Source organism: Parachitinimonas caeni (assembly GCF_030129945.1).
Lineage (GTDB): Bacteria > Pseudomonadota > Gammaproteobacteria > Burkholderiales > Chitinimonadaceae > Parachitinimonas > Parachitinimonas caeni.
On sequence record NZ_JARRAF010000006.1, the window covers coordinates 188,592 to 210,364 of the forward strand.

Annotated in this window: 17 protein-coding genes; 15 read left to right on the forward strand and 2 right to left on the reverse strand. The window is 54.0% G+C overall.

The window, feature by feature from the left end; all coding sequences use genetic code 11:
* The first annotated feature begins 2 nt into the window (after positions 1 to 2).
* From PZA18_RS07500 to PZA18_RS07525, 6 genes are all read left to right on the forward strand, one after another.
* Positions 3 to 470 carry a hypothetical protein gene (locus PZA18_RS07500; RefSeq protein ID WP_284100197.1) on the forward strand — a complete coding sequence of 156 codons (468 nt, stop codon included), beginning with the start codon at positions 3 to 5 and terminating at the stop codon, positions 468 to 470.
* Between the two features lie 599 nt (positions 471 to 1,069).
* On the forward strand, positions 1,070 to 1,210 hold the full coding sequence (locus tag PZA18_RS07505) for a hypothetical protein (RefSeq protein WP_284100198.1): 141 nt from the start codon (positions 1,070 to 1,072) through the stop codon (positions 1,208 to 1,210).
* Positions 1,211 to 1,381: 171 nt separating this feature from the next.
* The gene (locus PZA18_RS07510) at positions 1,382 to 2,629 is read left to right on the forward strand and encodes an HlyD family efflux transporter periplasmic adaptor subunit (protein WP_284100199.1); all 1,248 of its coding nucleotides are present in this window, start codon (positions 1,382 to 1,384) and stop codon (positions 2,627 to 2,629) included.
* Between the two features lie 28 nt (positions 2,630 to 2,657).
* Positions 2,658 to 5,123, forward strand: a complete 2,466-nt coding sequence (locus tag PZA18_RS07515; RefSeq protein WP_284100200.1) for a cysteine peptidase family C39 domain-containing protein — start codon at positions 2,658 to 2,660, stop codon at positions 5,121 to 5,123.
* Complete coding sequence (locus PZA18_RS07520) at positions 5,120 to 6,253, forward strand: serine/threonine protein kinase (RefSeq protein ID WP_284100201.1); 1,134 nt, start codon at positions 5,120 to 5,122, stop codon at positions 6,251 to 6,253. The genes PZA18_RS07515 and PZA18_RS07520 overlap by 4 nt, the downstream gene beginning before the upstream one ends.
* The gene (locus PZA18_RS07525; RefSeq protein WP_284100202.1) at positions 6,253 to 7,455 is read left to right on the forward strand and encodes a cupin domain-containing protein; all 1,203 of its coding nucleotides are present in this window, start codon (positions 6,253 to 6,255) and stop codon (positions 7,453 to 7,455) included. The genes PZA18_RS07520 and PZA18_RS07525 overlap by 1 nt, the downstream gene beginning before the upstream one ends.
* Here the strand turns inward: PZA18_RS07525 and PZA18_RS07530 are convergent.
* Both PZA18_RS07530 and PZA18_RS07535 read right to left on the reverse strand, forming a co-directional pair.
* On the reverse strand, positions 7,428 to 11,345 hold the full coding sequence (locus PZA18_RS07530; protein ID WP_284100203.1) for a PEP/pyruvate-binding domain-containing protein: 3,918 nt from the start codon (positions 11,343 to 11,345) through the stop codon (positions 7,428 to 7,430). The genes PZA18_RS07525 and PZA18_RS07530 overlap by 28 nt on opposite strands.
* Before the next feature lie 373 nt (positions 11,346 to 11,718).
* Positions 11,719 to 13,338, reverse strand: coding sequence for a hypothetical protein (locus PZA18_RS07535; RefSeq protein WP_284100205.1), 1,620 nt, complete (start codon positions 13,336 to 13,338; stop codon positions 11,719 to 11,721).
* Positions 13,339 to 14,086: 748 nt separating this feature from the next.
* Here PZA18_RS07535 and PZA18_RS07540 point away from each other — a divergent pair.
* From PZA18_RS07540 to PZA18_RS07580, 9 genes are all read left to right on the forward strand, one after another.
* Positions 14,087 to 15,016 (forward strand): HlyD family secretion protein, encoded by a 930-nt coding sequence (locus PZA18_RS07540; RefSeq protein ID WP_284100206.1) that lies wholly within the window; start codon positions 14,087 to 14,089, stop codon positions 15,014 to 15,016.
* On the forward strand, positions 15,013 to 15,939 hold the full coding sequence (locus tag PZA18_RS07545; RefSeq protein WP_284100207.1) for an ABC transporter ATP-binding protein: 927 nt from the start codon (positions 15,013 to 15,015) through the stop codon (positions 15,937 to 15,939). The genes PZA18_RS07540 and PZA18_RS07545 overlap by 4 nt, the downstream gene beginning before the upstream one ends.
* Before the next feature lie 56 nt (positions 15,940 to 15,995).
* The gene (locus tag PZA18_RS07550) at positions 15,996 to 17,138 is read left to right on the forward strand and encodes an ABC transporter permease (protein ID WP_284100208.1); all 1,143 of its coding nucleotides are present in this window, start codon (positions 15,996 to 15,998) and stop codon (positions 17,136 to 17,138) included.
* 191 nt (positions 17,139 to 17,329) lie between these two features.
* Positions 17,330 to 17,728 (forward strand): class I SAM-dependent methyltransferase, encoded by a 399-nt coding sequence (locus PZA18_RS07555; RefSeq protein WP_284100209.1) that lies wholly within the window; start codon positions 17,330 to 17,332, stop codon positions 17,726 to 17,728.
* A 15-nt stretch (positions 17,729 to 17,743) separates the two neighbouring features.
* A complete protein-coding gene (locus tag PZA18_RS07560; RefSeq protein ID WP_284100210.1) occupies positions 17,744 to 18,268 on the forward strand; it encodes a hypothetical protein in 525 nt (174 codons plus the stop codon).
* A gap of 164 nt (positions 18,269 to 18,432) precedes the next feature.
* The gene (locus tag PZA18_RS07565) at positions 18,433 to 19,500 is read left to right on the forward strand and encodes a hypothetical protein (RefSeq protein WP_284100211.1); all 1,068 of its coding nucleotides are present in this window, start codon (positions 18,433 to 18,435) and stop codon (positions 19,498 to 19,500) included.
* A gap of 44 nt (positions 19,501 to 19,544) precedes the next feature.
* Positions 19,545 to 20,102, forward strand: coding sequence for a hypothetical protein (locus PZA18_RS07570; protein WP_284100212.1), 558 nt, complete (start codon positions 19,545 to 19,547; stop codon positions 20,100 to 20,102).
* Positions 20,103 to 20,514: 412 nt separating this feature from the next.
* Positions 20,515 to 21,135: a LysE family translocator gene (locus PZA18_RS07575; protein ID WP_284100213.1), complete on the forward strand. Its 621-nt coding sequence runs from the start codon at positions 20,515 to 20,517 to the stop codon at positions 21,133 to 21,135.
* 90 nt (positions 21,136 to 21,225) lie between these two features.
* Positions 21,226 to 21,543 carry a hypothetical protein gene (locus tag PZA18_RS07580; RefSeq protein WP_284100214.1) on the forward strand — a complete coding sequence of 106 codons (318 nt, stop codon included), beginning with the start codon at positions 21,226 to 21,228 and terminating at the stop codon, positions 21,541 to 21,543.
* Positions 21,544 to 21,773 lie beyond the last annotated feature (230 nt).

The window sequence follows — 21,773 nt, forward strand, 5'->3', positions numbered from 1 at the left end:
CCATGTTTTTCCATGAATCAGTGCCAAGTAAGGTGGAGCGTTACCTGGCAGCGCATGCTTATGCTGAACCGCTGATCACAGAACACGGCGAGCGCTACGCGCGGTGGCTTGATCTACAAGCCGACGCGGTACTGTACCTGCTTGCCAAAGAAAGCTTTGCTCATGGCATTGCCTTCTACGAACTGTTGCTGTGTGTCGGGTCATACCGACTGCATTGCCATACCAGCGGCCACGCGGGGCCGGGGGCCTCGGCTTGGCAATTGCATCGCGTCATCACTACCGAGCCGGTGCCTGATCAGGAAAAAGATAGGCTGACCAAGCTGCTTCAGAACGCCGCCCGTGCCTACATGACCTGGTATGACGAGCAGTTCTGGGGCTGTAAGGGTTGGGACAGTCAGCTGATCGTGAACAGCCAACACGCCATCTGGACGTTTGAAGCCTGCCAGGGTCAAGCCAAAGGTCTTCCTTGACCATCCAGCACCGACCTCTCCAACAAGCCATACCCGCTGCAATCTGATGCGAAGCGGAGAGAACGGGTGCGGGTGACTTTACACCACACACTGCAGGCGAGAGTCTGATACCACCCTTTCACGTAAGGGCTTGGTGCCCTGAGTCCAGCGAACTGTCTTCACTCACCTTGGTCGCCTGCAAGGGTCACCGAATAGTGGGTTTCTGCGTGATGCACTTGCATAACGATCAATCAACCTCTCGCAAGTCCTTCACCTTCCGTCTTCTGCCTGCCAGAACTTCAATCAAATCTGCCGTCAAGAGGCTTTGGGTGTGACCGAAACGAGGTGGATTGATGGGCAATCTGCCTGTTTGGTCATGAGTGATCTAATCCGTATGGGTGACTTTTTGTTGCGAGATAGAAAACTCAAATGACATTTTCCTTTTAGATTCGCCTAAATTCAAGTGAAGGGAAAATAAATATAATGATCATTATAAAAATAAATATTGCCCGTTTGTATCGGTTAATTAAAAATTGATTGCGATTGTGTGACAGTGCTTGTTAATATTTACATGCCAGCTCAGTTTGGCTGGAAATAAACCACTTTATTTGGAGACTAAAATGCAAAAAGTTGAAAACAAAGAGCTGGATCTGCGCAACCTGGAAATCGTTACTGAAGTAACTGAAAAAGCTGCCGGTAATGACACAGAAGAAAGCTTCGAGATCTGGACAATTACTGCTGGATCAAGCATCCACAACTAAGTGAGCTTTCTGTCCAGTTGGTTTGATTAATTGGATGGATAAGAGTTCCCGGTCAATTTCTTGGATTGACCGGGAGCTGACTTCTATGAAGTGTTTGCATGCTTTATTTTAATAAATAATCCTATGTTTTATAGATTAAGAACTCTCTGTGTCTGTATGGAATAAAGTGTCATGTCCCGCTTGGCTAATCGATTGTTCAAAGCGCTATCTGAAGTGCAAAGTATTGAGAAATTCATCCTGCTGAGTGCTACGGTATTCCTGGTATTTTTATTTCTTTTATTAAAAGCCATTCCGGTTGTGGATTATATGGATAACGTAAAAGGCAAGATATCCTCCTCCACGCCGCCGCTACGTATTCTCTCGAATGGCCAGTATCACATCAAGAAAGTCCATGTCGCCGCAGATCAATATGTACGAAAAGGTGATCTGCTGGTGGATTTTGATAATACCCAGATTCTCTCCGAATTCTCGCAAGTCAACACAGAGATGGCACGCCTGCAGCGTGATCTGCAGTTTTCGCGTGATCAGTCTTTGCTCATGACGGAAAAAATTGTCCTCAACGAAAAGGTTATCGCCGAGAAGGAAAGGCTACGAGTAATTGGCCAAAAGAAGAACGCGCTAACCATGCAGTTCGATGCTGAAAAAAAGCTTTCAACCGAACAGATAAAAAGCCTTTCCAACAAATTGCTAACCCAGCTTATTCCCAGGCTGGAAGACACAGATTTTTCAACGATGGAAAAGCTGAGAATTCTGTCAAATGCCCATGCCAACTTGCGCCAGATTAACGATCTGTCTGCGCAGATTCAAAATAACAGCTATCTACCTGAGGAAACGGACAGAAAAGCAGCCATTGAGGTTGCTAATTTACGCAAAGAGAATGTAGATCTGAAGCTTTCGATGCGTAATGGCGAACGCCAGCTGCAGCAGGTGGAATCTGAATTGCTGAAGCTGAAGATTCGTCGGGAAACGCTGCAAATGGATCTGGAGAAAATGTCGATACGATCTCCTGCAAGCGGCTATATCGTCAATCTCTCACCGAATATGCGCCATTCCAATCTGGTGAAATCCGGCGAAGAGATACTGGCAATACATGACGAAGGAGCGCCACTTGAAGCTGAAGTTGTCTTGACTGATGAGCAATATAAAGAGACGCACCTTGGCCAGAAAGTCAACATAGAATTATTTGCCTGGAATCACTATCGACACGGTATTGTGCCTGGAGAAATAACCTTCATCAGTCGCGACAAAATTATCCCTAATACCGTTGAAGCCAAAATCCCGGTGTTTACTGCCAGGGTTAAAATCAGTCGCTCACCGGGGCTGGATATAAAAATGGGCTATGACTTCAGAGCCAAAATTATCCTGGGTGAAATCACCTTGCTTGATTACATGCTGAAGAAACTTAATTTCATGAATTAACTGCTGTCGGCAATCGCCTGGAATCAAAATGAAAAGAATAGTTAATTTATTCCGTGCCGGATCGGAAGGGTTGAATGTTTATGCTGAACGTCAGCTTGGAAGAAATGATTGTGGTATTGCAGTTATCAAGACCATTTTTAACCTGACAGGCAATAATACACCAAAGCATGAAATCAAAGATTCGATTGCATTGGACGAAGAAGGGAGCTCTTTAGAGGATATCAAGCGATATCTGGAAAAAAGCGGTTTGGAGTGCGCTTATCGTGTTATGGAATTGACAGAAATCAGCGCAGATAAACTGGAATCATTGCTGCCATGTATCGCAATCATAGAAAAAAGCCGTTATAACCACTATGTCCTGCTGCACAGCGTACGCAGCGGAGAAGTACTGGTTATGGACCCTGAAAAAGGGTGTTTTGAATACCAGCCCCTGGATTATCTGCAAAAAAATTTACTGCGCCTTGCATCAAACGCCAACCCGGACATTTCATATGCCTATATGGAATCTCATTTGAAACGGGTGTGCGAAGAGTACCGGGTCGAGCTATCCGAGGAAATGGTCAGGGATGAGATTGTCTCGCAATATAACAAGATTCGATATTTTGAATGGTTGCAGACGCAGGTTAAATTTACAGAAAAAGAAGAGGCGCGCAAGTTCATTCATGAGTTGTTTGAATGCCCGGATGACTCGATTATCCCTTCCCGCTTCAAAACCTTTCGCTTGAGTGGTGATCAGCTGAAGGTGAAAAGCCCGGTGGTATTAAAATATACTCCTGGCAGCACCTTTACTGCCAAAGTTGATACGCTCTCCGTCGATCCAGTCAAACGGTTATTGAGCGAAATATTTCGACAGTCGGATTTGCGCAAGCAAACACTGCAATTATTAGTGGTCGGGGTCTTATCATCATTGGTTGGCATGCTGGCAATCTATGCAAATCAGATCTTGATTGATGAAGTGATTCCAACGCGCGAAATGGCCAGCCTATACGCTTTTGTTGCCGCGTTGCTGCTGTTTCGGGTATTTGAGCTGGTTCAAACCGTATTGCGTAGTTTGATTGAAATACGCCTGACGCGGTCGCTTGATCATTGGCTCAGCAGTAGCTTCAATCGTGCGATTATGCAGACTTCCACGGAATCTTTGTCCTCGTATACGCGTGGAGAGTTAACCCAACGTGTTAATGACATTCTGCGTATAAAAGGAGTGGTCACTAATTATATCAATGACTACATATTCAACCTTGTCCTGTTGTCGTTCAGCTTTCTAATGGCCTCTTATCTTGATTTTAGAGTGGCCGCTATTATCATGCTGGTATCCGTATTTTATTATTTTCTACTTAAAAAGTCGGTAGCTATTATCAAAGCGCTCGAAAGCAGAAAATTTTCCCAAAAAGGGATTCTCGTCAACTCGCTGATTCAATTGATTGAGGGTCATAATGTCATTACCAAGAATCGCTCCGAAGCACGATTCCTGGAAGATCAGCAAGGCAAGCTGAATGCTTTTCTGAATACACAGCAACAGAGTATGCTGGCATCGCATCTGCTTTCATATATTCCAAGATTTATCGCTATCCTGGGTGGTTTGTCGGTGATCTTTGTCACGACCAAATCGCATATTGTATCGGGTGACATCTCAATTGGTCAGATATTTTCTTTGGTGTCGCTGGGTGAACTATCATTTCAATGCTTGCGTACGATTTTAAAAACGCAACTGAACCAGCAAGAGCAGGGCGTGGTAATTGATCGATTTTTTGATATTGCAGAATTGGATCGACGGGTTGCTGCGGAATATGAGGTGCCTGCTGTACACAGAGTGGTTCTGGATGGAATTTCCTATACCTATCCCGGGCGGAACTTTGGCTTGAATATTCCGCAGCTGGAATTGCGGGCAGGTGACCGCATTTTGATCAATGGAGCAAATGGTTCGGGTAAATCCACACTGTTGAAACTACTCGCGGGTTTGTTACGTAAGGGAGTTGTTGGCAAGGTGATGTTCTATACGGATGACGGATTGCCTATGTCTTTGGAGGATGGATATTCGAAAGTCAATTTGATTCGTGCGGAAGACAAGATTTTCAATGATACTATTCAATTCAATATAACCTTTAACAAGGCCCGTGGCGGAAAGAATATATATAAATACGCCAGACTAGTAGGGGCGGATGATTTTATTTCGCCGGCACAGAATAATGTTGATTCGGTCATTCATGATCAAGGCAGTAACCTTTCAACCGGGCAGAAGCGAAAGCTACTAATACTGCGCGCATTGGTCAGTGATGCCGATATTATTATTTTCGATGAAATATTCCGGGGTATTGATGCGGCATCAAAGGCGAGAATTGTTGCGACGCTGAATGATATAGCACCGGAGAAAATAATTATTTACACCACCCATGAAGCACTGGATGCATTGTATATAAACAGGGTATTCGAAGTGGAAAATGGTCGGATCGTTCGGGAGGCCTGTCCTCAAAACCCGGTATTGGAGGTGGCATGATGCAGGTTTCTGATGGTGGGATATTTAATCTACCGCTGAGATTGTCCGGATCGGTTGTAATTGATGGGGATGATAAGCAGCGGATTGTAGCATCGGTAACACGAGGGAAGGCGACGAGTCGCTATATTATTGATTCGCAGATTCACTATTTTCTTCAACAATTCGCTCTGCCTCGTAGTTTGAGTGAGGTCGCTGATCAATTGGCTGACGAGGGGTATTCTCGCGACAACGTGCTGCAGTTTGGAAAGAATCTTGTTAAAACTCCCCTGCTGGAATTTTGTGCGGAGGAATCGCAAATTCCGGAAATAGAGCTGATTTGCCAGTATTGGGGATGGCAATGGATGGCGTCATTCAAACACCGGAAATTCGATGGCGTGTATCAGGTAGTGGATTCTTCAGGTTGTGATCGGGTGATAAAAGCTATCCGCTCTCCGCAGTCTTATTCTGAAACCATGCGGATTTCAAAGCAGCTTGAAAATGAGCGGGCGGTGATGCTGCGGCTTCAGGGTATTCCTGAGGTAGTGCGGGTAATCGATTGGCAGGTGTCGCCATTTATGACGCTGAGCATGGAGTATATCCATGGTCGTAATCTCACGGAATGTGTATTGGCGGACGCATCAATTCAAGATCGTCTGAATTGGTGCAGACAGATTAGCCGCATTGTGAGGGATATTCATTCTGCGGGTGTGGTGCATGGTGATTTGCACACTTCTAACTTCATGTGTGAGCAGACTGGGCTTATTCGGGCAATCGATTTTGACAGTTCATTTGTTGCGGGTAGCCCGTATATTCCGCGTATTGGGGGGGCTGCGCATTTCATGCCACCCGAGCGGTGTACCGATCACTGGCATGAATCATCTGAAGCGACGCCTGACTTTGCTTCGGATATCTATCAATTAGGCGTCATTCTGTATTTTGTGTTGACGGGAAAACCTCCATTCCGAGGGGAGACTTATTCGGAATTGATGAAAATGGTCAAGGCAGGCCATTTCAGAAAACTGGAGAGTATCGTCGGCGAGAATGTCCCCATGCCGATTACCCAGTCAATACATGACTGCCTGGCTATTCACCCTGCGTTACGTCCTGCGTCACTGGATAATCTGGTTGGTTTATTCGAGGAGTTCAAATAATGGAAAACCTGCTGCAGATATTACATGCTGAAGATTCGGATCGCTTTGTATTCGAGGGATTCGAGAGTTTGATTGCGCCGATAGACAGTGAAACTTTCTTCAAGGATTACTGGGAGAAGCGGGCATTTTTTATCAAGCGTGCTAAAACGGGATATTTTGATTCGTTATTGTCTCTGGCAGATATTGACCAGTTTATTGGTACTCGTCTTTTCCGCAAGGCGGACATTCGGATTGCCAAACAGGGGAAGATTCGTGACTTCGAGGATTTCTCCAAAGATGGTGCTGCAGATCGGGGGATATTGCTGAATGAGTTTGCCAATGGTTCGACTTTGGTCTTTGAGCATTTGAATCGTCACCATGCACCGTTGGCGCATGCGATTTATCAGTGCGAGGCTGATCTACACGTGCCATTTCGATCAAATATCTATCTGACGCCGGCTCAGTCTCAAGGCTTTGCACAGCATTGGGATACGCACGATGTCCTGATTTTGCAGGTACATGGCAAGAAAACCTGGCAGGTTTTCGATAGTCCAATGGCGCTACCGCATGAGGCGCACAAATTTGATTCGTCGTGGACAGGCAAGGCGAATTTGCTGGCAGAAATCACGCTGGAACCGGGGGATGTCTTGTTCCTGCCGCGTGGATTTGTTCATTCAGCTTCGACCAGTGACGGGACTTCCTTGCATATTACGATTGGCATGCGCAGCCTGACGCTGGGAGATGTCGCCACCAGGGCCTTCGAGAAGGCGGTCAAGGCGAATGTGGCGATGCGCAAGGTGGCGTTGTTCCGTGAGTATCAGGACGAGCAGCGAATCGAGGATGCCAGGGCCTTGCTGCACGACATCGTGGAGGGGATGGATATTCGGGCGGCGCTGGATGAGGTGTATTGCTCCTTTATCCGCAGCCGTTTCCCGCCGCTTGATGGACGCTTGCTTGCCTTGACGGAGGCCGAGCCGATTACTCATACGTCCGCGCTCAAGATAAGGGCGGGCAGTCTGTATCAAACCTTTCTGAAAGATGAAACGTTGCGTCTGGCTGTGGATGGCAAGGTCGTCGTCCTGCCCCGTGGGGTTGAGGAGGCTATCGGTTACATGCAGAACCAGCCGAGTTTTACCCCGGCTGATTTGCCCGGCCTGGAGCAGGAAAGCAAGTTGATCTTGTCCAGGCGCTTGGTTCAGGAAGGCTTGCTGGAGCCGGCTTGATCGGGGTGTGCGTCTGCCAGCGTTTCTATCCGCCCATCCTCGTGTAGCACGACGGTTTGTCCAGTGCGTAATTGCTGGCGTGCGCCGTGTGCCGAGAAGATGGCGGGCAGGCCGAATTCGCGCGCCATGATGGCGGCGTGGCATAGCCTGCCGCCGGTTTCGCAGATGACGCCGGCCACCTGTGGGAACAGGGGAATCCATGCCGGGTCGGCGCTGGCAAGCACCAGTATGTCGCTGGCCTGCAGCGGCGGTACGGCCAGTGGGTCATCGAGCTGACGTACCTGGCCGCAGGCGGCACCCTTGCCGGCAACGCGGATGCCGACAAGCGTACTTCGTGCTTTATCCGGTGTGGTGCTTGGTCGCGCATCCAGATCAAGCGTTTCTAGTGCCGCAATGCTGAGGCTGGCAGGCAGGTGGACCGTCGCATAGGCTGCCCGCTCGGCCTGCCGGCGCGCAAGGAGCGTCTTGACGGGGGGATCGATCTGGGCTGGAAGGGCGATGATTTCTTCGAGCGGTAGCAGGAAGAGGTTTCCGCCTAGCTGCGAGCGGTTGTCGATTGTCAGCAGCAGCCGGCGCAGATTGGCCAGTGCCCGGCAGGTTTCGTGTTTGGCCTCTTCTTTTAACGCCAGAAAGCGTTGCGCCCGCGCCGTTGCGGCGGCGAGCAGGCGGCCGGGTGGCAAGGGTGGCAGCGGCGAGGCCGGGCGTTGTGGGGTCTGGGCCAATTGGCCTGCATATTCGGCCCAGCGCGTGGCTTGTTCTTGGTAACGGGGTTCGGCCAACTCGAAATCGTGGCCGGCGCGGTGACCGAATTCGGTCAGATACTCTTCGAGTGTCGCTTCTCCACGGCCCACTGCCCGCAGAAGATCTGCGGCGCGCACGTCGGGTGTCGGGCAGGCGCTTCGCAACCAGTTGGATGGGTCTAACCCCGCTTTTTCCAGCAGCAGGCTGGCGGTCTGGCTGGAGAGGCCGGCGGCAAGGTTGATGACTTCTGCTTCCACATAGATCACTTCTACAAATTCGCGGCACCAGCGCTCAAGGCATTGCAGTAGTTGAGCATGGTCGAGCCGTTGCAGATCAAGAATGGCGTATAGCTGCTGGTTATCGCGGAATGCGGGCAGAAAGTCCTGCTCAAAGCGTTGCGCCAGTCGTTCTGCCTTGAAGGCAAAGTTCAGCTGCGCCAGCCAGCTGGCGCGCAGACTCAGGGCTTCGGCAACCGGCCGGTTCTGCCGGGTCTGGCCGAATGCGGTCAGCCAGGCGGGCGGATCATCGGGCAGGGCCGGGTAATCAAATCCAAGGCGGCTCCAGGCGCGGTCTGTTGCGCCATTGGCTGCGCGTAGTCGCTGCAGCAGGGACAGACTGCATGGGCTGGCCTGTGGTAGCTCGGCGGCCAGGTCATCCAGCTTGAGCCAAGGCTGATCGACGGACGCATCGGCGCCGATCTGCAATAGCCGCGAGCGTTCTGCCTCCCGCAGATTGACGGGTGATCCACCGTCTGCGACCCGCCGGCTGATGGGCCTGGCCTGCAGCAAATAGAACTGGCCTGCACGATAAGCCCACTCGATGTCCTGCGGCCCTCCGAGAATCTGTTCGACTTGCCGGGCGAGCTGCAACAGCGGTCGCAAGGGTATGGGCGGGGTTTGGGTGTGCTGGGGCTGCAGGCTGTTGCGCCCGAATTGAAATGCCAGTGGCCGTTCGGCGCCGCTGACCACCGACCCCGCGCCAGGGGCCATTTCGATCAGCAGGCTGCCGCTGTGGTCAGGATGTTCGCTGAACAATACGCCGGCCCATTCGGCGTCGATCATTGCCTGCACCAGAATGTAGGAGGGCTCGTCCTCACGGTATTGGGCGGCGCAGACGGCTTCCAATGCCTCATGCAGTGCTGCCGGGGCAACGTGCAGCCGGCTCAGGAAGCGGCCGGCCTGCGCGCTGGATTGCTGGTCTTCACTCCCTGCGGCACTGCGCACCGCCAACGACTGCAAGTGCTGCCGTCGGCAGGTAGTCTGCAGGGCATCCAGCAAGTGGGATTGTCTGGCGGGTTGGCGCCAGTCCTGGCAAGCGATGACCCAGCCTTTGGGTACGGGCAGGCCGGCCTGCATCAGGCGTGATAGCTGGGCGGCTTTGGGGCTGATATCGGCCAGCTGGCCCGCTTCACGAAGTCGGGTCAGTCCGCTGGAACCCTCTGGCCGCCGCTGTCGCAACAGGCTTGGCCAGTGGGCCGGCCCCCAGCGCCAGTGGGCCAGATGCTGCTGGATGATCATGAACAGAATCGAGGCCAGCAGGTAAAGATGGATGGCAGCCGACAGGGATCGACTGCTCCAGCCCAGCAAAGCGGCCAGCCCTACCAGCACTGGCCAGCGCCAACGACCAGGGAAGGTGATGAACTCTGGCAGATAGGCGAGTAAGGCCAAGGTTAGTGCCAACGGCAGCAGATGATAGGGGTCGGGCGCATTCCAGGCTGTGAGCCAGCCCGCTGCACTCCCCCATTCTTCAGCCAGATCGGTGACTGCGGCGAGGCAGCTGGCAAGTAGAAGCAGTTGCATTAGGCCCAGCAGCAGGTTGCGCCAGGGTTTGATCTGCGAGCGCTGCAGCAGGCGTTTTCTCAGGCGCGCGTGTTGTTCCGGGCTGCAACCCTGCGCCCGCCAGTGTTCAAGACGGGCAGCGAGTGCGCGACTGCGCCAGCGATCACGTTCGGCGATCAGGCTGGCAGGAATCAGCAGCAGCCTTAATAGCACTGCCAGCAGAATGACGGCGAAGGCCAGACTCCCGCTACGTTGGCTGATGCCTTGCAGAAAGCCATGGGCTGGCGTCCCGAGAATCGAGATGGTTTGATCCCAAATCCGGTCGAAGTGGGCATAGACCAGCGAACCGCGCAGGCGGCTGGGGGTCGGGTATTCCTGTGGCACGGTGTAGCGGCCGCGAAAATCGGCCCCAGCCCGGCGCAGCTTGAGTCCGATCAACTTGCTGTAAAAGCAGCTGCGGCTGTCGTAGCACACGGCAATCAACGGCTGTTTGGGCAGGGCAGCCAGTGCATTGGCCAGCTCGCGGCTGGGCTGTTCACGCACGGGCAGGTTGATGGCGCCGGCGAGGTGGAACCGGGCAAATTCGGCGGGTGCGCGGACGTCGAGTAGCAGTGCCTCCTGCTGCTGTACCATGGCTTCGACCTCTGGAGTATCAAGCAGCTGATTATCACCTTGATAGCGAGGCAAACCGAGGCGGGGAGCGGCGCCTCTGGCGCCCCCTTGCATCGGCCGGCTTTCCGCCAACCATCGCCCATAACCGCCCTGCACATAGCGACACGGTAGGCCCCGCGCCGCCAGTTCGGTGCAGATTTCGCCGCTACGTAACCCGGAGTCGCAGATCAGGATGTTCGGCATGTCTTTGCGTAACCAGCTGCGATGACTGCCAAACAGATCGGCATAGCGACTGTGCCGGCTACCTGCCAGCCGGCCCAATTCGACCTCTTCGGTTTCGCGGACGTCAATCAGATTGAGCGGTTTGCCCTGTTGTTGCCAGGCATGCAGTTCGGAAGGGGTAAGCGCCAGTCGCTTCTGAATAGGGTGGTTGCCATTGGCGGGTGGGCGCAGCAGATTGGTTTGCAGTCGCCGCGCCTGCGCATCGGCGTGTTGCCAATATTGATAGAGGTTGGCGCCGAGCGATGACAGTAGCAGAGTCAGCAAGATCGCCATCATCAGCTGCCAGCGGCTGCTGTGCGCCACGCTGGGTTTACGCCAGCCCCACCAGGCGGCACCCAGGCTGGCTGTGAGCATGCCCACCAGCTGCGCGACACTGCCAAACAGGTTGATGACCAGATCTGGCGTCGGAAAAGCATGCGCAGCCGGACTGACCAAGGCGGTCAGCATGATCAGGAAAAGGGCGGGGATGGGGCGCATTGGCTCGGTGGCTGGGTAGAAAGGGCTGCCAGTATGCCGTAGGAATACCTCTTGGCGCAGGCATAGCTTGATTGTAGATGCCCGCGTGGTGATCAGCTTTGCCCAGCCGAACAGGACTGGATTGGCGGCGAGGAAGGACGATGTGTACCGCCAGGCACCGCATTCACGGGCCTGCGTAGGTGTATATCAGATAGGTATATATAGATTAGTGGCGGAGAAAAGTCGGCGCTCTGGCCATTGGTGAGTAGAGGCGTTGCGACGAAAAAAGGCCGTGCAGAAGCACGGCCTTTTCTTTACTACGACTAACCCTGTTTGAACTGCCCGGTTGGGGCGGGCAGTGGGTGGGTGTCTGAATCGTCAGGGATATTGACGATTACAGTGCACGCCATGCGCCACCGGCGCTAGGTGTCTCACCCTTGGTGCCACGGGTTGCAGCGTACAGGGCGCCGTTGAACTTCACGCGGGCACCAGTCTTGTAAGTGGTGGCGGTGTTCCAGTCGTCAGCAGCGGACAGATTGAACAGGCGCTCAACCACAGCAGACATTGGCTGGTTGTAACGTGAAGAGTAAGCGGCGTAGTTGGTCCAGTCAGCAGGCATCGGGCTGGTCAGCACATTCCAAGGTGTACCTGGGTTGTAGTACGACTGAGCACGTGTCGTCGGTGCAGGTGTCCACAGGAAGTCAGGGTGACGGTTGGTGTACCACTCGCCGCCGATGATGTTGCCGTTGGCGTCCAGTTCCAGATCGTACATGTACGAAACGTTGGTGATGGCGTCGCGTGACGGGCTGTCAACAGAAGCCTGGCTTGGCTCGGTTTCTACGATGTAGCTCAGGGTCATGCGTACACCGACCACGTTCACGCCATTGGCGCTGCGATACTTGGCGAACTTGTCGTTGGTGTAGTTGGCACGAGCAATCATCGCTTCTTTGGCGGTGGTGAATGCCTTGCCAGTCTGCGGGTTGAAGTAGGTGTAGCTGTAACCCAATACTGGCTGGTTCCATACTTCGTAGTCGTAAGTGGCATCCAGAACGAAGCTGCGCTTGGAAACACCGATCTGGTTGACAACAGCCTGGTGCCAGGTGCCTGGGTTGTTATCAAAGCAGTTCTGATCCTGAATGCGGCCGTTGGTGTCCTTGGCAGGATCCTTGGCGTTACAGCGACCACCGATGAAACGGCTGGAAGGCGAAGAGTTGGCCCACAGCATGGTGCCCATTGCCTTGATGTCGGACGGGAACAGCTTGACCTTGGTGCCGTTGGCGCTGGTTACCGTGATGGTGTTCTTGGGGCGTGGCAGCATGTAAGCGGCAGGGGCCCAGCCATGGCACAGACCCATCCAGCCTTCTACCTTGCCGTTACGGTCGTAGTAACCCTTACCGGAGTTCCAGCCTGCTGCGGTCAGACCAAAGCTGGTGTCGCCTACCAGCAAGTCATACTTTTCTGCCGGGGACAGGAAGTCGGTCTTGCCGCCGCTGATGTAGCCAGCAACAGGCGATGTCTGGTTGTGGGCAGTCCACAGGGCTTTCCAGTCGCTGCTGTTGTTGACGCTGGAATCAGCGTAACGGTTGGAAACCGAACCGTTGTACAGCGGCCAGTAGGTGTCGGACCAAGGCTGCTCTTCCAGGCGTGCGCTCTTCAGGTTCTGGGTGTCCATGTCGAACACGTTGCGAACCATTGCAGAACCGTTGTCTACCAGGCGGGCGGCATCGTCGTTACCGGCGATGGCTGCGGATGCGGCGAACACTTCCACACCACCGGCCATGCGGCGCTTGCCGTTGATCAGCTGGTTACGTACTTCGTCCTTGGTGGCGATGTAGGCGCCAGACTGGATGGCTTGTGGCGAGAACTTGTTGGCAGTCTTGGCGGCGAAGGGTGCAGCTGCCTTCTTCTGTGGCAGCTCGTCCATGGTGCGCTTGGTGTCAGCGTTCAGGCGCTGCAGGTATTCGCTGATGGCTTGCTGGTCGGCAGTCGAAGCGACTCCGGCGAAAGCAGGCATTGCAAAAGAAACGGAAAGGGCCAAAAGGCTAAGTCTGAGTTTATTGCCGGTCATGACGTCTATTTTTCTGAACTAAGTTAGTTGGGTATGGGTTCATTCACATTCGTTCAATGACGATGTGTTTTCACTGCATGCAGGCTGGAAGGCTGGACAGACACTCTTTGCTTAAGGTCATCCTAAAAACCCTCCTGTTTTTTAAGATGATTATTGTCAGACAAGCCAGCAAGCAGGTTGTCGCGGAACTATTCGTTCGGAGAAGAGTCGTCCGCCGACAACGCTGCGCATTGTATCAGCGGCTCTGAAACATTTAAAAAAACTGTTCGACTGTATATGCAGAATTGTTGCGTCATCTGACCGAAAAAGATCTAACGTCTGGCACTTTTCACACTCTGCAGAGCCTTGTACTGCAAGGTTTTGTAACACTTGTTAACAAATATTTAATTGTGCCTACAAGGTTGTAAAAAATTGTTGCGAAAACACCAAAACACTACTGGCTGAATGGTCTAATCTCTTCGGGGTTATGGCTTGTGTGAGCACCTTGGGCAAAACCTCTTGGCGGCAAGAAGGCGCGTTGCCACCCGCTTGGTCGGAGAGGGGGGCCGGCGAGCGGTGGGCTATGGTGTAAATGGAAAGCGTGCCCGGTTTGTTCTGGCGCAAGGTGCTGCATAGTGGATTGGGAGATCTTTGATCAGTGAAATCAATTAGGTGCGCAATGAGATACGCGGGCTTTGGAGGGGTGTGGGGACTTATGCTGGGACTGGCAGGCTGCAACGATTCGCCGCCCGCAGCATGGTCTGGTTATGTCGAGATCGACCCGGTTCGGGTGGCGGCGCCGGCTGCCGGGCGGCTGATGCAGCTATCGGTGGAGAAGGGGGCTGAAGTCAAGCTAGGGCAATTACTATTTGTACTGGATCGTGAAGCAGAGCAGGCCGTGCTTGACGAGGCAGGGGCCCGCTTGCGTCGGGGCGAGGCTCAGGCGGCCAATCTGGAGAGCGGTCGGCGCTCGGAAGAACTGGCGGTGATCACCGCCCAGCAAAAGCAGGCGGAGGCGGCATTGCTGGCTTCCGAGTCTGCTCTGCGCCGTCAGCGTAAGCTGGCCGAACAAGGCTTTGTGAGTGCAGGAACGCTTGAGGGCCTGCTGGCGCAACGTGATCGTGATGCAGCGAAAGTCAACGAGCTTGCGCAGCAGCTGAAGGTGGCGCAGCTCGCCGCGCGCGAGGCAGAGCGGCAGGCGGCTCGTGCCGATACCGATGCCGGGCGGGCGGCGCTTGCACAGGCTAAATGGCGACTGGATCAGCGCTCGGTGTTGGCACCGCTGGCGGCCAGAGTCGAGCAGAGTTACTTCAAGCCAGGCGAGTGGGTGCCAGCCGGCGTGCCCGTTTTGTCTTTGCAGGCTCCCGCAGCAATCAAGGCCCGGTTTTATCTGCCCGAGGCTGAACGGCCAACGCTCAAACTGGGCGACAAGGTACAGCTGGGCTGCGATAGCTGCGGGGCCCCCATTACCGCGACCGTCAGCTATCTGGCCAATCAGGCCGAGTTCACGCCACCAGTCATCTACAACAAGGACAACCGGACGCGGCTGGTGTATCTGGTCGAAGCACAGCCGGCGCCTGCTGATGCGGCGCGGTTGCGTCCCGGTCTGCCGCTGGATGTACGTCGCGCCGGGGCGATGCCATGACTGCGGCGCCGGTGATCGACGTGGAAGCGCTGACCAAGCGCTTTGGTAGCAAGGTGGTTGTTGATCAGCTGTCGATCAAGGTGGCAAAAGGTGAGATCTACGGCTTTCTTGGCCCGAACGGCAGCGGCAAGACCACGTCGATCCGCATGATGTGCGGCTTGCTGACGCCGGATGGTGGGCGAGGGCACACGCTAGGGCTGGATATTGTCAAGCAGGCGGCTGCCATCAAGCGCGAAGTCGGCTATATGACGCAGCGCTTCGGCTTGTATGAGGATCTGAGTATCCGCGAAAACCTGGATTTTGTCGCCCGCATCTATGGGATGGATCGACGTACGCAACGGGTTGATGCGGCGTTGGAACGACTGGGCCTGGTAGAGCGGCAGAAGCAGTTGGCGGGCAGTTTGTCTGGCGGCTGGAAGCAAAGGCTGGCGTTGGCTGCCTGCATGCTGCACGAGCCGCGACTGCTGTTGCTCGACGAACCGACTGCCGGAGTGGACCCGAAAGCGCGACGGGATTTCTGGGATGAGATACACAAGCTGGCGGCAGAAGGGATCACGGTATTGGTATCTACCCACTACATGGACGAGGCCGAGCGCTGCCATCGGCTGGGCTATATTGCCTATGGCCGATTATTGGCGAACGGGACACCGGCTGAACTGGTTGCCCGTTCGGGCTTGCACACCTGGACGATAGAGGGCGCGAAGGCTGGCGAGCTGGCTGCCGAGCTGGAGCAGCACCCGGCCGTTGAGCTGGTGACGCGTTTTGGAAATTCGCTGCATGTCAGCGGTCGCGATGCCCCGGCGCTGCAGGGAGCGCTGGCGCCACATCAACAATGCCCCGACCTTCGCTTCAGTAACGGTTTGCCGGCGCTGGAAGATGTCTTCATCCACCTGATGCGCCAGAGCGCCGACAATTTTCGTTAGAGCCTCGTTGGACTCCGCGTCAACCCATTCTTTTCTGGATCAGGTCAGATTTGCCCATGTTCAACGCCCTATTCGATGTACGCCGCCTCTGGGCAGTGATGTTGAAAGAGTTCATCCAGCTGCGCCGCGATCGACTGACCTTCGCCATGATGATCGGTCTGCCGGTGATCCAGCTCACCTTGTTCGGCTTCGCCATCAATGGTGATCCCAAGCACCTGCCAACCGTGGTGGTGGCGCATGACGCCGGTACGTTCAGCCGCAGTCTGGTCCGTGCGATGGAGAATTCCGGCTACTTTCACATTCTGCGTAGCGATGCCTCCGATCGAGAGGCTAACCGGATGCTGGAGCGTGGCGAGGCCCAGTTTGCGCTGACGATTCCTCCAGATTTCTCAAGAGCCCTGATTCGCGGCGATCGGCCGGTTTTGTTGCTGGAGGCCGACGCGACCGACCCGTCGGCCACCGGCAATGCCTTGGGGGCGTTGGCCGAGCTGGGCAATACAGCCTTGCGGCACGATCTGGTCGGCCCGCTGGCCTATCTGGCCCCTGGCAGCGGCCCACCGTTCGAGCTGCGTACCCATCGCCGCTACAACCCGGATGGCCTGACCCAATACAACATCGTGCCCGGACTGCTTGGGGTGATTCTGACCATGACCATGATCATGATGACGGCACTGGGTATTACCCGCGAAGTCGAGCGCGGGACGATGGAGAACCTGCTGGCAACGCCAATCCGGCCGCTGGAAGTGATGATTGGCAAGATATCGCCGTACGTCATCATCGGTTATGTGCAGGTAGCGGTGGTGCTGGTGCTGGCGCGCTTTATCTTCGGAGTGCCCTTCATTGGCAGCATGGCGCTGCTGATGCTGTGCATTTTGGCGTTCATTGCCGCCAATCTGACTGTTGGCATCACCATTTCGAGCGTGGCCCGCAACCAGACCCAGGCCATGCAGATGACCTTTTTCTTCTTTCTGCCATCAATGCTGCTGTCGGGATTCATGTTCCCGTTTCGGGGGATGCCGGGCTGGGCTCAGACGATTGGGGAGGTGCTGCCGCTAACGCACTTCCTGCGGCTGATACGCGGCATCATGCTCAAAGGCAATGGCCTGACTGAAGCGTGGTCCAATCTGTGGCCTTTGCTGCTGTTTTGCACCATCGTCATGGTGATTGGGGTGTCGCGTTACCGTAAAACCCTCGACTAGCGAATCGGGATGCTGCTAGGCTCTGTTGACCTGTGCAACGCTCAGGTACTGCTTTATTCCCCTTGATTGGAGTGTTTCCGGTGTAACCCCTTGTTTTAGCTGCTTTGAATGCTTCATTGATTGCGAACGGCCTGCTACAGGCGACGTTCGGCAATTGCGTATTGCTGCGCTTTACCAAGGAAACACCTGACATGACGACTTCTACTTTGCCTCAAGGCGAGCTGCCTGCTCGCGCCCACTCTGAACAATATTTCGGCGACTACCGCGACTACTGGTGGAATGCCGACTTTCTCGAACTCATGGCTCGCCGTTGGGGATTGAGCCGGTATCGCACCCTGCTGGATGTCGGGTGTGGGCGCTGCCACTGGAGCCTTCTGCTGACACCATTTCTGGCCCCTCATGCCGAGGTGACCGCGCTGGATCGCGATCCGAAATGGGCGATGGGTGACGCAGCCATCCATCAGCGCTTCGAGGCGCTTGGCGCCAGCGTCCGGTTCGAAGCGGGAGATGCCGCCCATTTACCTTATCCCGATGCCAGCTTTGAGGTCGTGACCTGCCAGACGGTGCTGATCCATGTGGCAGACCCGTAGGCGGTCCTGCAGGAAATGCGCAGGGTGCTCAAGCCGGGTGGCATGCTGATCTGTGCGGAACCCAATAACCTGGCGGGCACCTTGGTGCAAAGCTCGCTAACCGACACCCAGTCACTAGCACAGCGCGTCGATGACTTTCGCTGGGAGCTGGGTTTTCAGCTTGGCAAGATTGCTGCGGGTCGCGGAGATATATCGCTTGGCGATAAGTTGGCCTGGCTATTTCAGCAGGTGGGCTTTGTGGAGGTGCGTTGCTATCTATCCGACAAGGCCAGTCCGCTAATTCCACCCTACGCTGGCGCAGAGCAAACGGCCAATCTGGCGCTGTTGCAACAAATGTTGAGCGATGCCGAGCAACCTTATATCGAACAGGAAGCCGAAGAATATCTGCACGCGCTAGCTTGCCCGGAACAGGCACGATTTACCGCTGAATACCTGGCACAACGTGAGGCGCAACGTCAGATGATTTTGCAGCAGCTGGCTGAAAAGCGCTTCTGGACGGGCGGCGCTAGCGTCACCTATCTGGTTTCAGCGCAACGCTAAGAGGCAGGAAGCGCAAGCTGGCAATAATTACGCGGCGAGTCCAAGCCAGGAACTCGGCACGGGTGGGTCGGTCGCATCCTTTTCTTCACTGATCAGTTGGCTTGTTATGGCAGATGTGCTTTACGCGCACCTTCCCGGCCATCTACCCCAAGGATGCTATCCCTATGTCGTTGATTTCCCGTCTGCTGCCGCTTGGCTTGCTGGCGCTGCCCCCTGTTTCCCAAGCTTATAACGTGATCCAGACGGTATACCCGGCCATCAGTGCCGGGTTTTACCAGCCCGTCGCCAAGGATGGTGACATCCTGTATTCCACCTGGGTCAATCCGCGCTCAGGCTCCAATCATAAACCGCTGGGCTGGGAGGTATTGGCACCCGGAACAGGCCTGCGCCAAGCTGCCTTGGTGCCGCCTGGCGTCAGTATTCTGGTATCGAGTGCCAACTCCTACTTTTTTGGTGAGCAGTGGTGGGGGGCAACCGACAAGAACATCCCGTTCTGCTCAAACCCCGTACGGCGCCCAGTTGGCACGCCATATTGCACCGATTATGGTATCGAACGCAGCGCCGATTACGTCTACTCGAATGATCTGAAGATTTTCAGAGCGCTTAATCACTTCATTTATCCGAGCGATGGAGCAACACCCAAAGCGAACGACAAGGCGCGCTACACCTATCTGCATCTATACAACGCGCCCGATCAAGCGCAAACATTTGGTCTGGGGCAGTATGAAATGCAGATGGTGGTTGCGGACGCCAAGGCCTATAACGCCTGGCTTGCCAAGCGTCCGTGGTCAGGCAGCTATGACGGTACACCCGGCCAAACCATTGATGGCGTCGAGCTGGATCAGACCGTCAGTGCCGAGTGGATGCCAGAGATCAAGGCGCTTGACCTGCCCAAGCTGGAAACGGCGGTGATCAAGGCTTTCCGGCTGCCCGTAGCACCCGTTCATGCCAATACCGCAACCACGTTGTATGTCGCGGCCAAAGTCGATGGCGTGTACTTTTATCTGACCCCGACGGGTTGGCGCGACAGCAACAGCATGCGCGAGGTCGAGTTTGCCCATCGCACCGAGACCACCGCCAGCTATCAGCTGGACATCCTTCCCGATCCGACGAATCTTGCCGCCATGAAAGGTCTGGAGTTGTATATCGGCTATGGGGTGAACAATGCGCCGGGTGGACCGCTGGCCGATCTGGTCAAGCATCAGCGCTATGTGCAACTACTGGGAATGTAAGTTTGTCGTGCGTGCGCAATGACGGGTAATGAGATTTGTTTTGGGTGGTTTTTGTCAAGTTGTTGATTCTATTTGTTAAATGGAAAAACTCAAAACCACACGAAACAATAAAACATCACAAAGATGGGGTTGTCGCTGGTATTGTTGATGACCCCATTTTCAATACACAGACATTCATCATGCGGGCAAACAATCCTGTCGTTTCGTCCCCTATACGCAACGGCTTTTTATTGGCGGGTGCCTACAATATCCTGGGTGTTTTAACCTTTTCCCTGGTATTTACCAATAGCCATCTCAGCGCGCAAAGCCCGGCGATTTTTTCTACTTTCGGGCTCATTTGCATCTTGTTGTGGGGAGCGGCCTATCTGTCGGTATCTCGTTGTTATCAGATGGTACCGGCGCTGCTTGGTGTGTTTGTCATTGAAAAACTGCTCTACTTCCTGAGCTGGATTGTCTGGCTGAAAGACCATGCCGCAGACCTGCCCAGGCTCTATTCCGAATCGGTTTTAACCGGCATGTTTTATACGGTATATGGCGCAGGGGATTTACTGTTCGGCCTGTTCTTTGGTTGGGTCGCCTGGCAGTCATTCCGACGGGGTTGATGTCACGATACGGGTTATTCAGCCCGACTGGGAATATTCCCGGTCGGGCGCGAGATTGTCTATCGGACTGGATTTTTTAGATTATTTTTCCCAATACTGAAATCAGTAAGCCACTCAAATAAGCACAAATCGCGAATTTATCCCGCCGGGCATTTCTTTCGTCTTGCGTTTCCTCCCGATAGGTGTTCAGTGCCGCAGTGTGGGTCGGTTGTTTGATCAGAAATTGCTAATTTGGATGGGAATTGGCTGACAATACTCACGCTGAAGATCGACAATTGAGTGCTTGATATTGCATTGCAAGGACGTGATAGCCGTCCTGAAGATTTCAGCCGACTTGTCAAGCTACCCAAAACAGGTTCATATTCCTGTTACAAGCGATGTAACAATCAAATAAAAAAGGAAGTTTACGACCATGTTTGATATCCAGAACTACGCCAGCTTTGTGGCGGCGATCGTCATTTTCCAGTTGATTCCAGGTCCGGGTACTTTGGCTATTTTGAATGCAACCGCCCGTAATGGTGTCGGAGCTGGCATGGGGGCAGTCATTGGCACCCTGATTGGCGATTTCGTATACATGATTGCAGCTATTTTAGGACTGGCTGCTGTCATGAAAATGTACCCGATTCTGTTTCAGGGCTTGCAATGGTTTGGTGCGGCGTATTTGTGCTGGATGGGTATTCAGTTACTGCGCACCCCGATTGATGCATCGTCTCAAAATAGCAAACCTAGGCAGAGTGCCTGGGTTTTCTTTCGGCAGGCTTTTGCCGTGAGTCTGACCAATCCCAAAGTGGTACTGTTCTTTGTCGCATTCTTTCCATTATTTCTGCGCCCTGATGCCTCTTCGACCACGCTGGCCGCGATGATTGCCCATGTTACGCTGATCAGCTTAGTCTATCAGGCTGGACTGGTATTGATCGGGAATCTCGTCGCCCGCCAATTGGCGGCTTGGCCTTTTGCCCGCAAATTGGCAACTCGCCTGGCCGGCATTGCGCTGGTTGGATTTGGCGTAAAACTGGCGCTGAATAATCGCTGATATCGGATACCGCAACGGATTGCTTTCGAGGTCAGCCAGATTCTTTATCTTTGTCTGGCTGGTTTGTTTAATGAATCGGAGAAAAATAATATGCCCGGAAGAACGCAGCTCACCTATTCTTCGGCCGATTGCCCTTTGGATCGGCAATCCGTAGAAGAATATCTTGACCACGAAGATCGTCATAATCACCACGACACACTGCATTTCATTTGCCGGGCAGATTGCGAAGATCGCCAATACTGGATCTGGTGTTATCACGCTTCTCTGGGCGTGCCTTCCTATCTGGTGATCAGTAAAAAGCCCGATACCAATCAGATTGCGGATATCTATTTGAATTGCAATAAAGTGTCACCACCCGGTGCGCCGCTGGAAGAGTTGGTGGAAGAATTGCTGTCGCAAGAGGCATAAGTCGCTGCTTTAACACTGACTCGCTGCAGATTTACCGGCCTTGTTCTGCATAATCAGAGTGCTTTCGGGCGGGCGGTTTGGCTGATGCCATCCTTTATGGATTACGCCGCTGCCTTGTGTTGGCGGCATCACCATAATGTCTCATCCTCGCTTGTCGGATATATCTGATTCCTTTCTGCTTTTCGTTTCCTTTTTACGACGGTTATTGTTTCGGATGACGGTTTTGAATG

Bases quoted from the DNA above. Each gene is read 5' to 3' on its own strand.
- PZA18_RS07530 (WP_284100203.1), bottom strand. From the start codon at position 11,345: ATGCGCCCCATCCCCGCCCTTTTCCTGATCATGCTGACCGCCTTGGTC.
- PZA18_RS07510 (WP_284100199.1), top strand. From the start codon at position 1,382: ATGTCCCGCTTGGCTAATCGATTGTTCAAAGCGCTATCTGAAGTGCAA.
- PZA18_RS07505 (WP_284100198.1), top strand. From the start codon at position 1,070: ATGCAAAAAGTTGAAAACAAAGAGCTGGATCTGCGCAACCTGGAAATC.
- PZA18_RS07550 (WP_284100208.1), top strand. From the start codon at position 15,996: ATGTTCAACGCCCTATTCGATGTACGCCGCCTCTGGGCAGTGATGTTG.
- PZA18_RS07535 (WP_284100205.1), bottom strand. From the start codon at position 13,338: ATGCCTGCTTTCGCCGGAGTCGCTTCGACTGCCGACCAGCAAGCCATC.
- PZA18_RS07580 (WP_284100214.1), top strand. From the start codon at position 21,226: ATGCCCGGAAGAACGCAGCTCACCTATTCTTCGGCCGATTGCCCTTTG.
- PZA18_RS07525 (WP_284100202.1), top strand. From the start codon at position 6,253: ATGGAAAACCTGCTGCAGATATTACATGCTGAAGATTCGGATCGCTTT.
- PZA18_RS07500 (WP_284100197.1), top strand. From the start codon at position 3: ATGTTTTTCCATGAATCAGTGCCAAGTAAGGTGGAGCGTTACCTGGCA.
- PZA18_RS07575 (WP_284100213.1), top strand. From the start codon at position 20,515: ATGTTTGATATCCAGAACTACGCCAGCTTTGTGGCGGCGATCGTCATT.
- PZA18_RS07565 (WP_284100211.1), top strand. From the start codon at position 18,433: ATGTCGTTGATTTCCCGTCTGCTGCCGCTTGGCTTGCTGGCGCTGCCC.
- PZA18_RS07555 (WP_284100209.1), top strand. From the start codon at position 17,330: ATGACGACTTCTACTTTGCCTCAAGGCGAGCTGCCTGCTCGCGCCCAC.
- PZA18_RS07560 (WP_284100210.1), top strand. From the start codon at position 17,744: ATGCGCAGGGTGCTCAAGCCGGGTGGCATGCTGATCTGTGCGGAACCC.
- PZA18_RS07520 (WP_284100201.1), top strand. From the start codon at position 5,120: ATGATGCAGGTTTCTGATGGTGGGATATTTAATCTACCGCTGAGATTG.
- PZA18_RS07540 (WP_284100206.1), top strand. From the start codon at position 14,087: ATGCTGGGACTGGCAGGCTGCAACGATTCGCCGCCCGCAGCATGGTCT.
- PZA18_RS07545 (WP_284100207.1), top strand. From the start codon at position 15,013: ATGACTGCGGCGCCGGTGATCGACGTGGAAGCGCTGACCAAGCGCTTT.
- PZA18_RS07515 (WP_284100200.1), top strand. From the start codon at position 2,658: ATGAAAAGAATAGTTAATTTATTCCGTGCCGGATCGGAAGGGTTGAAT.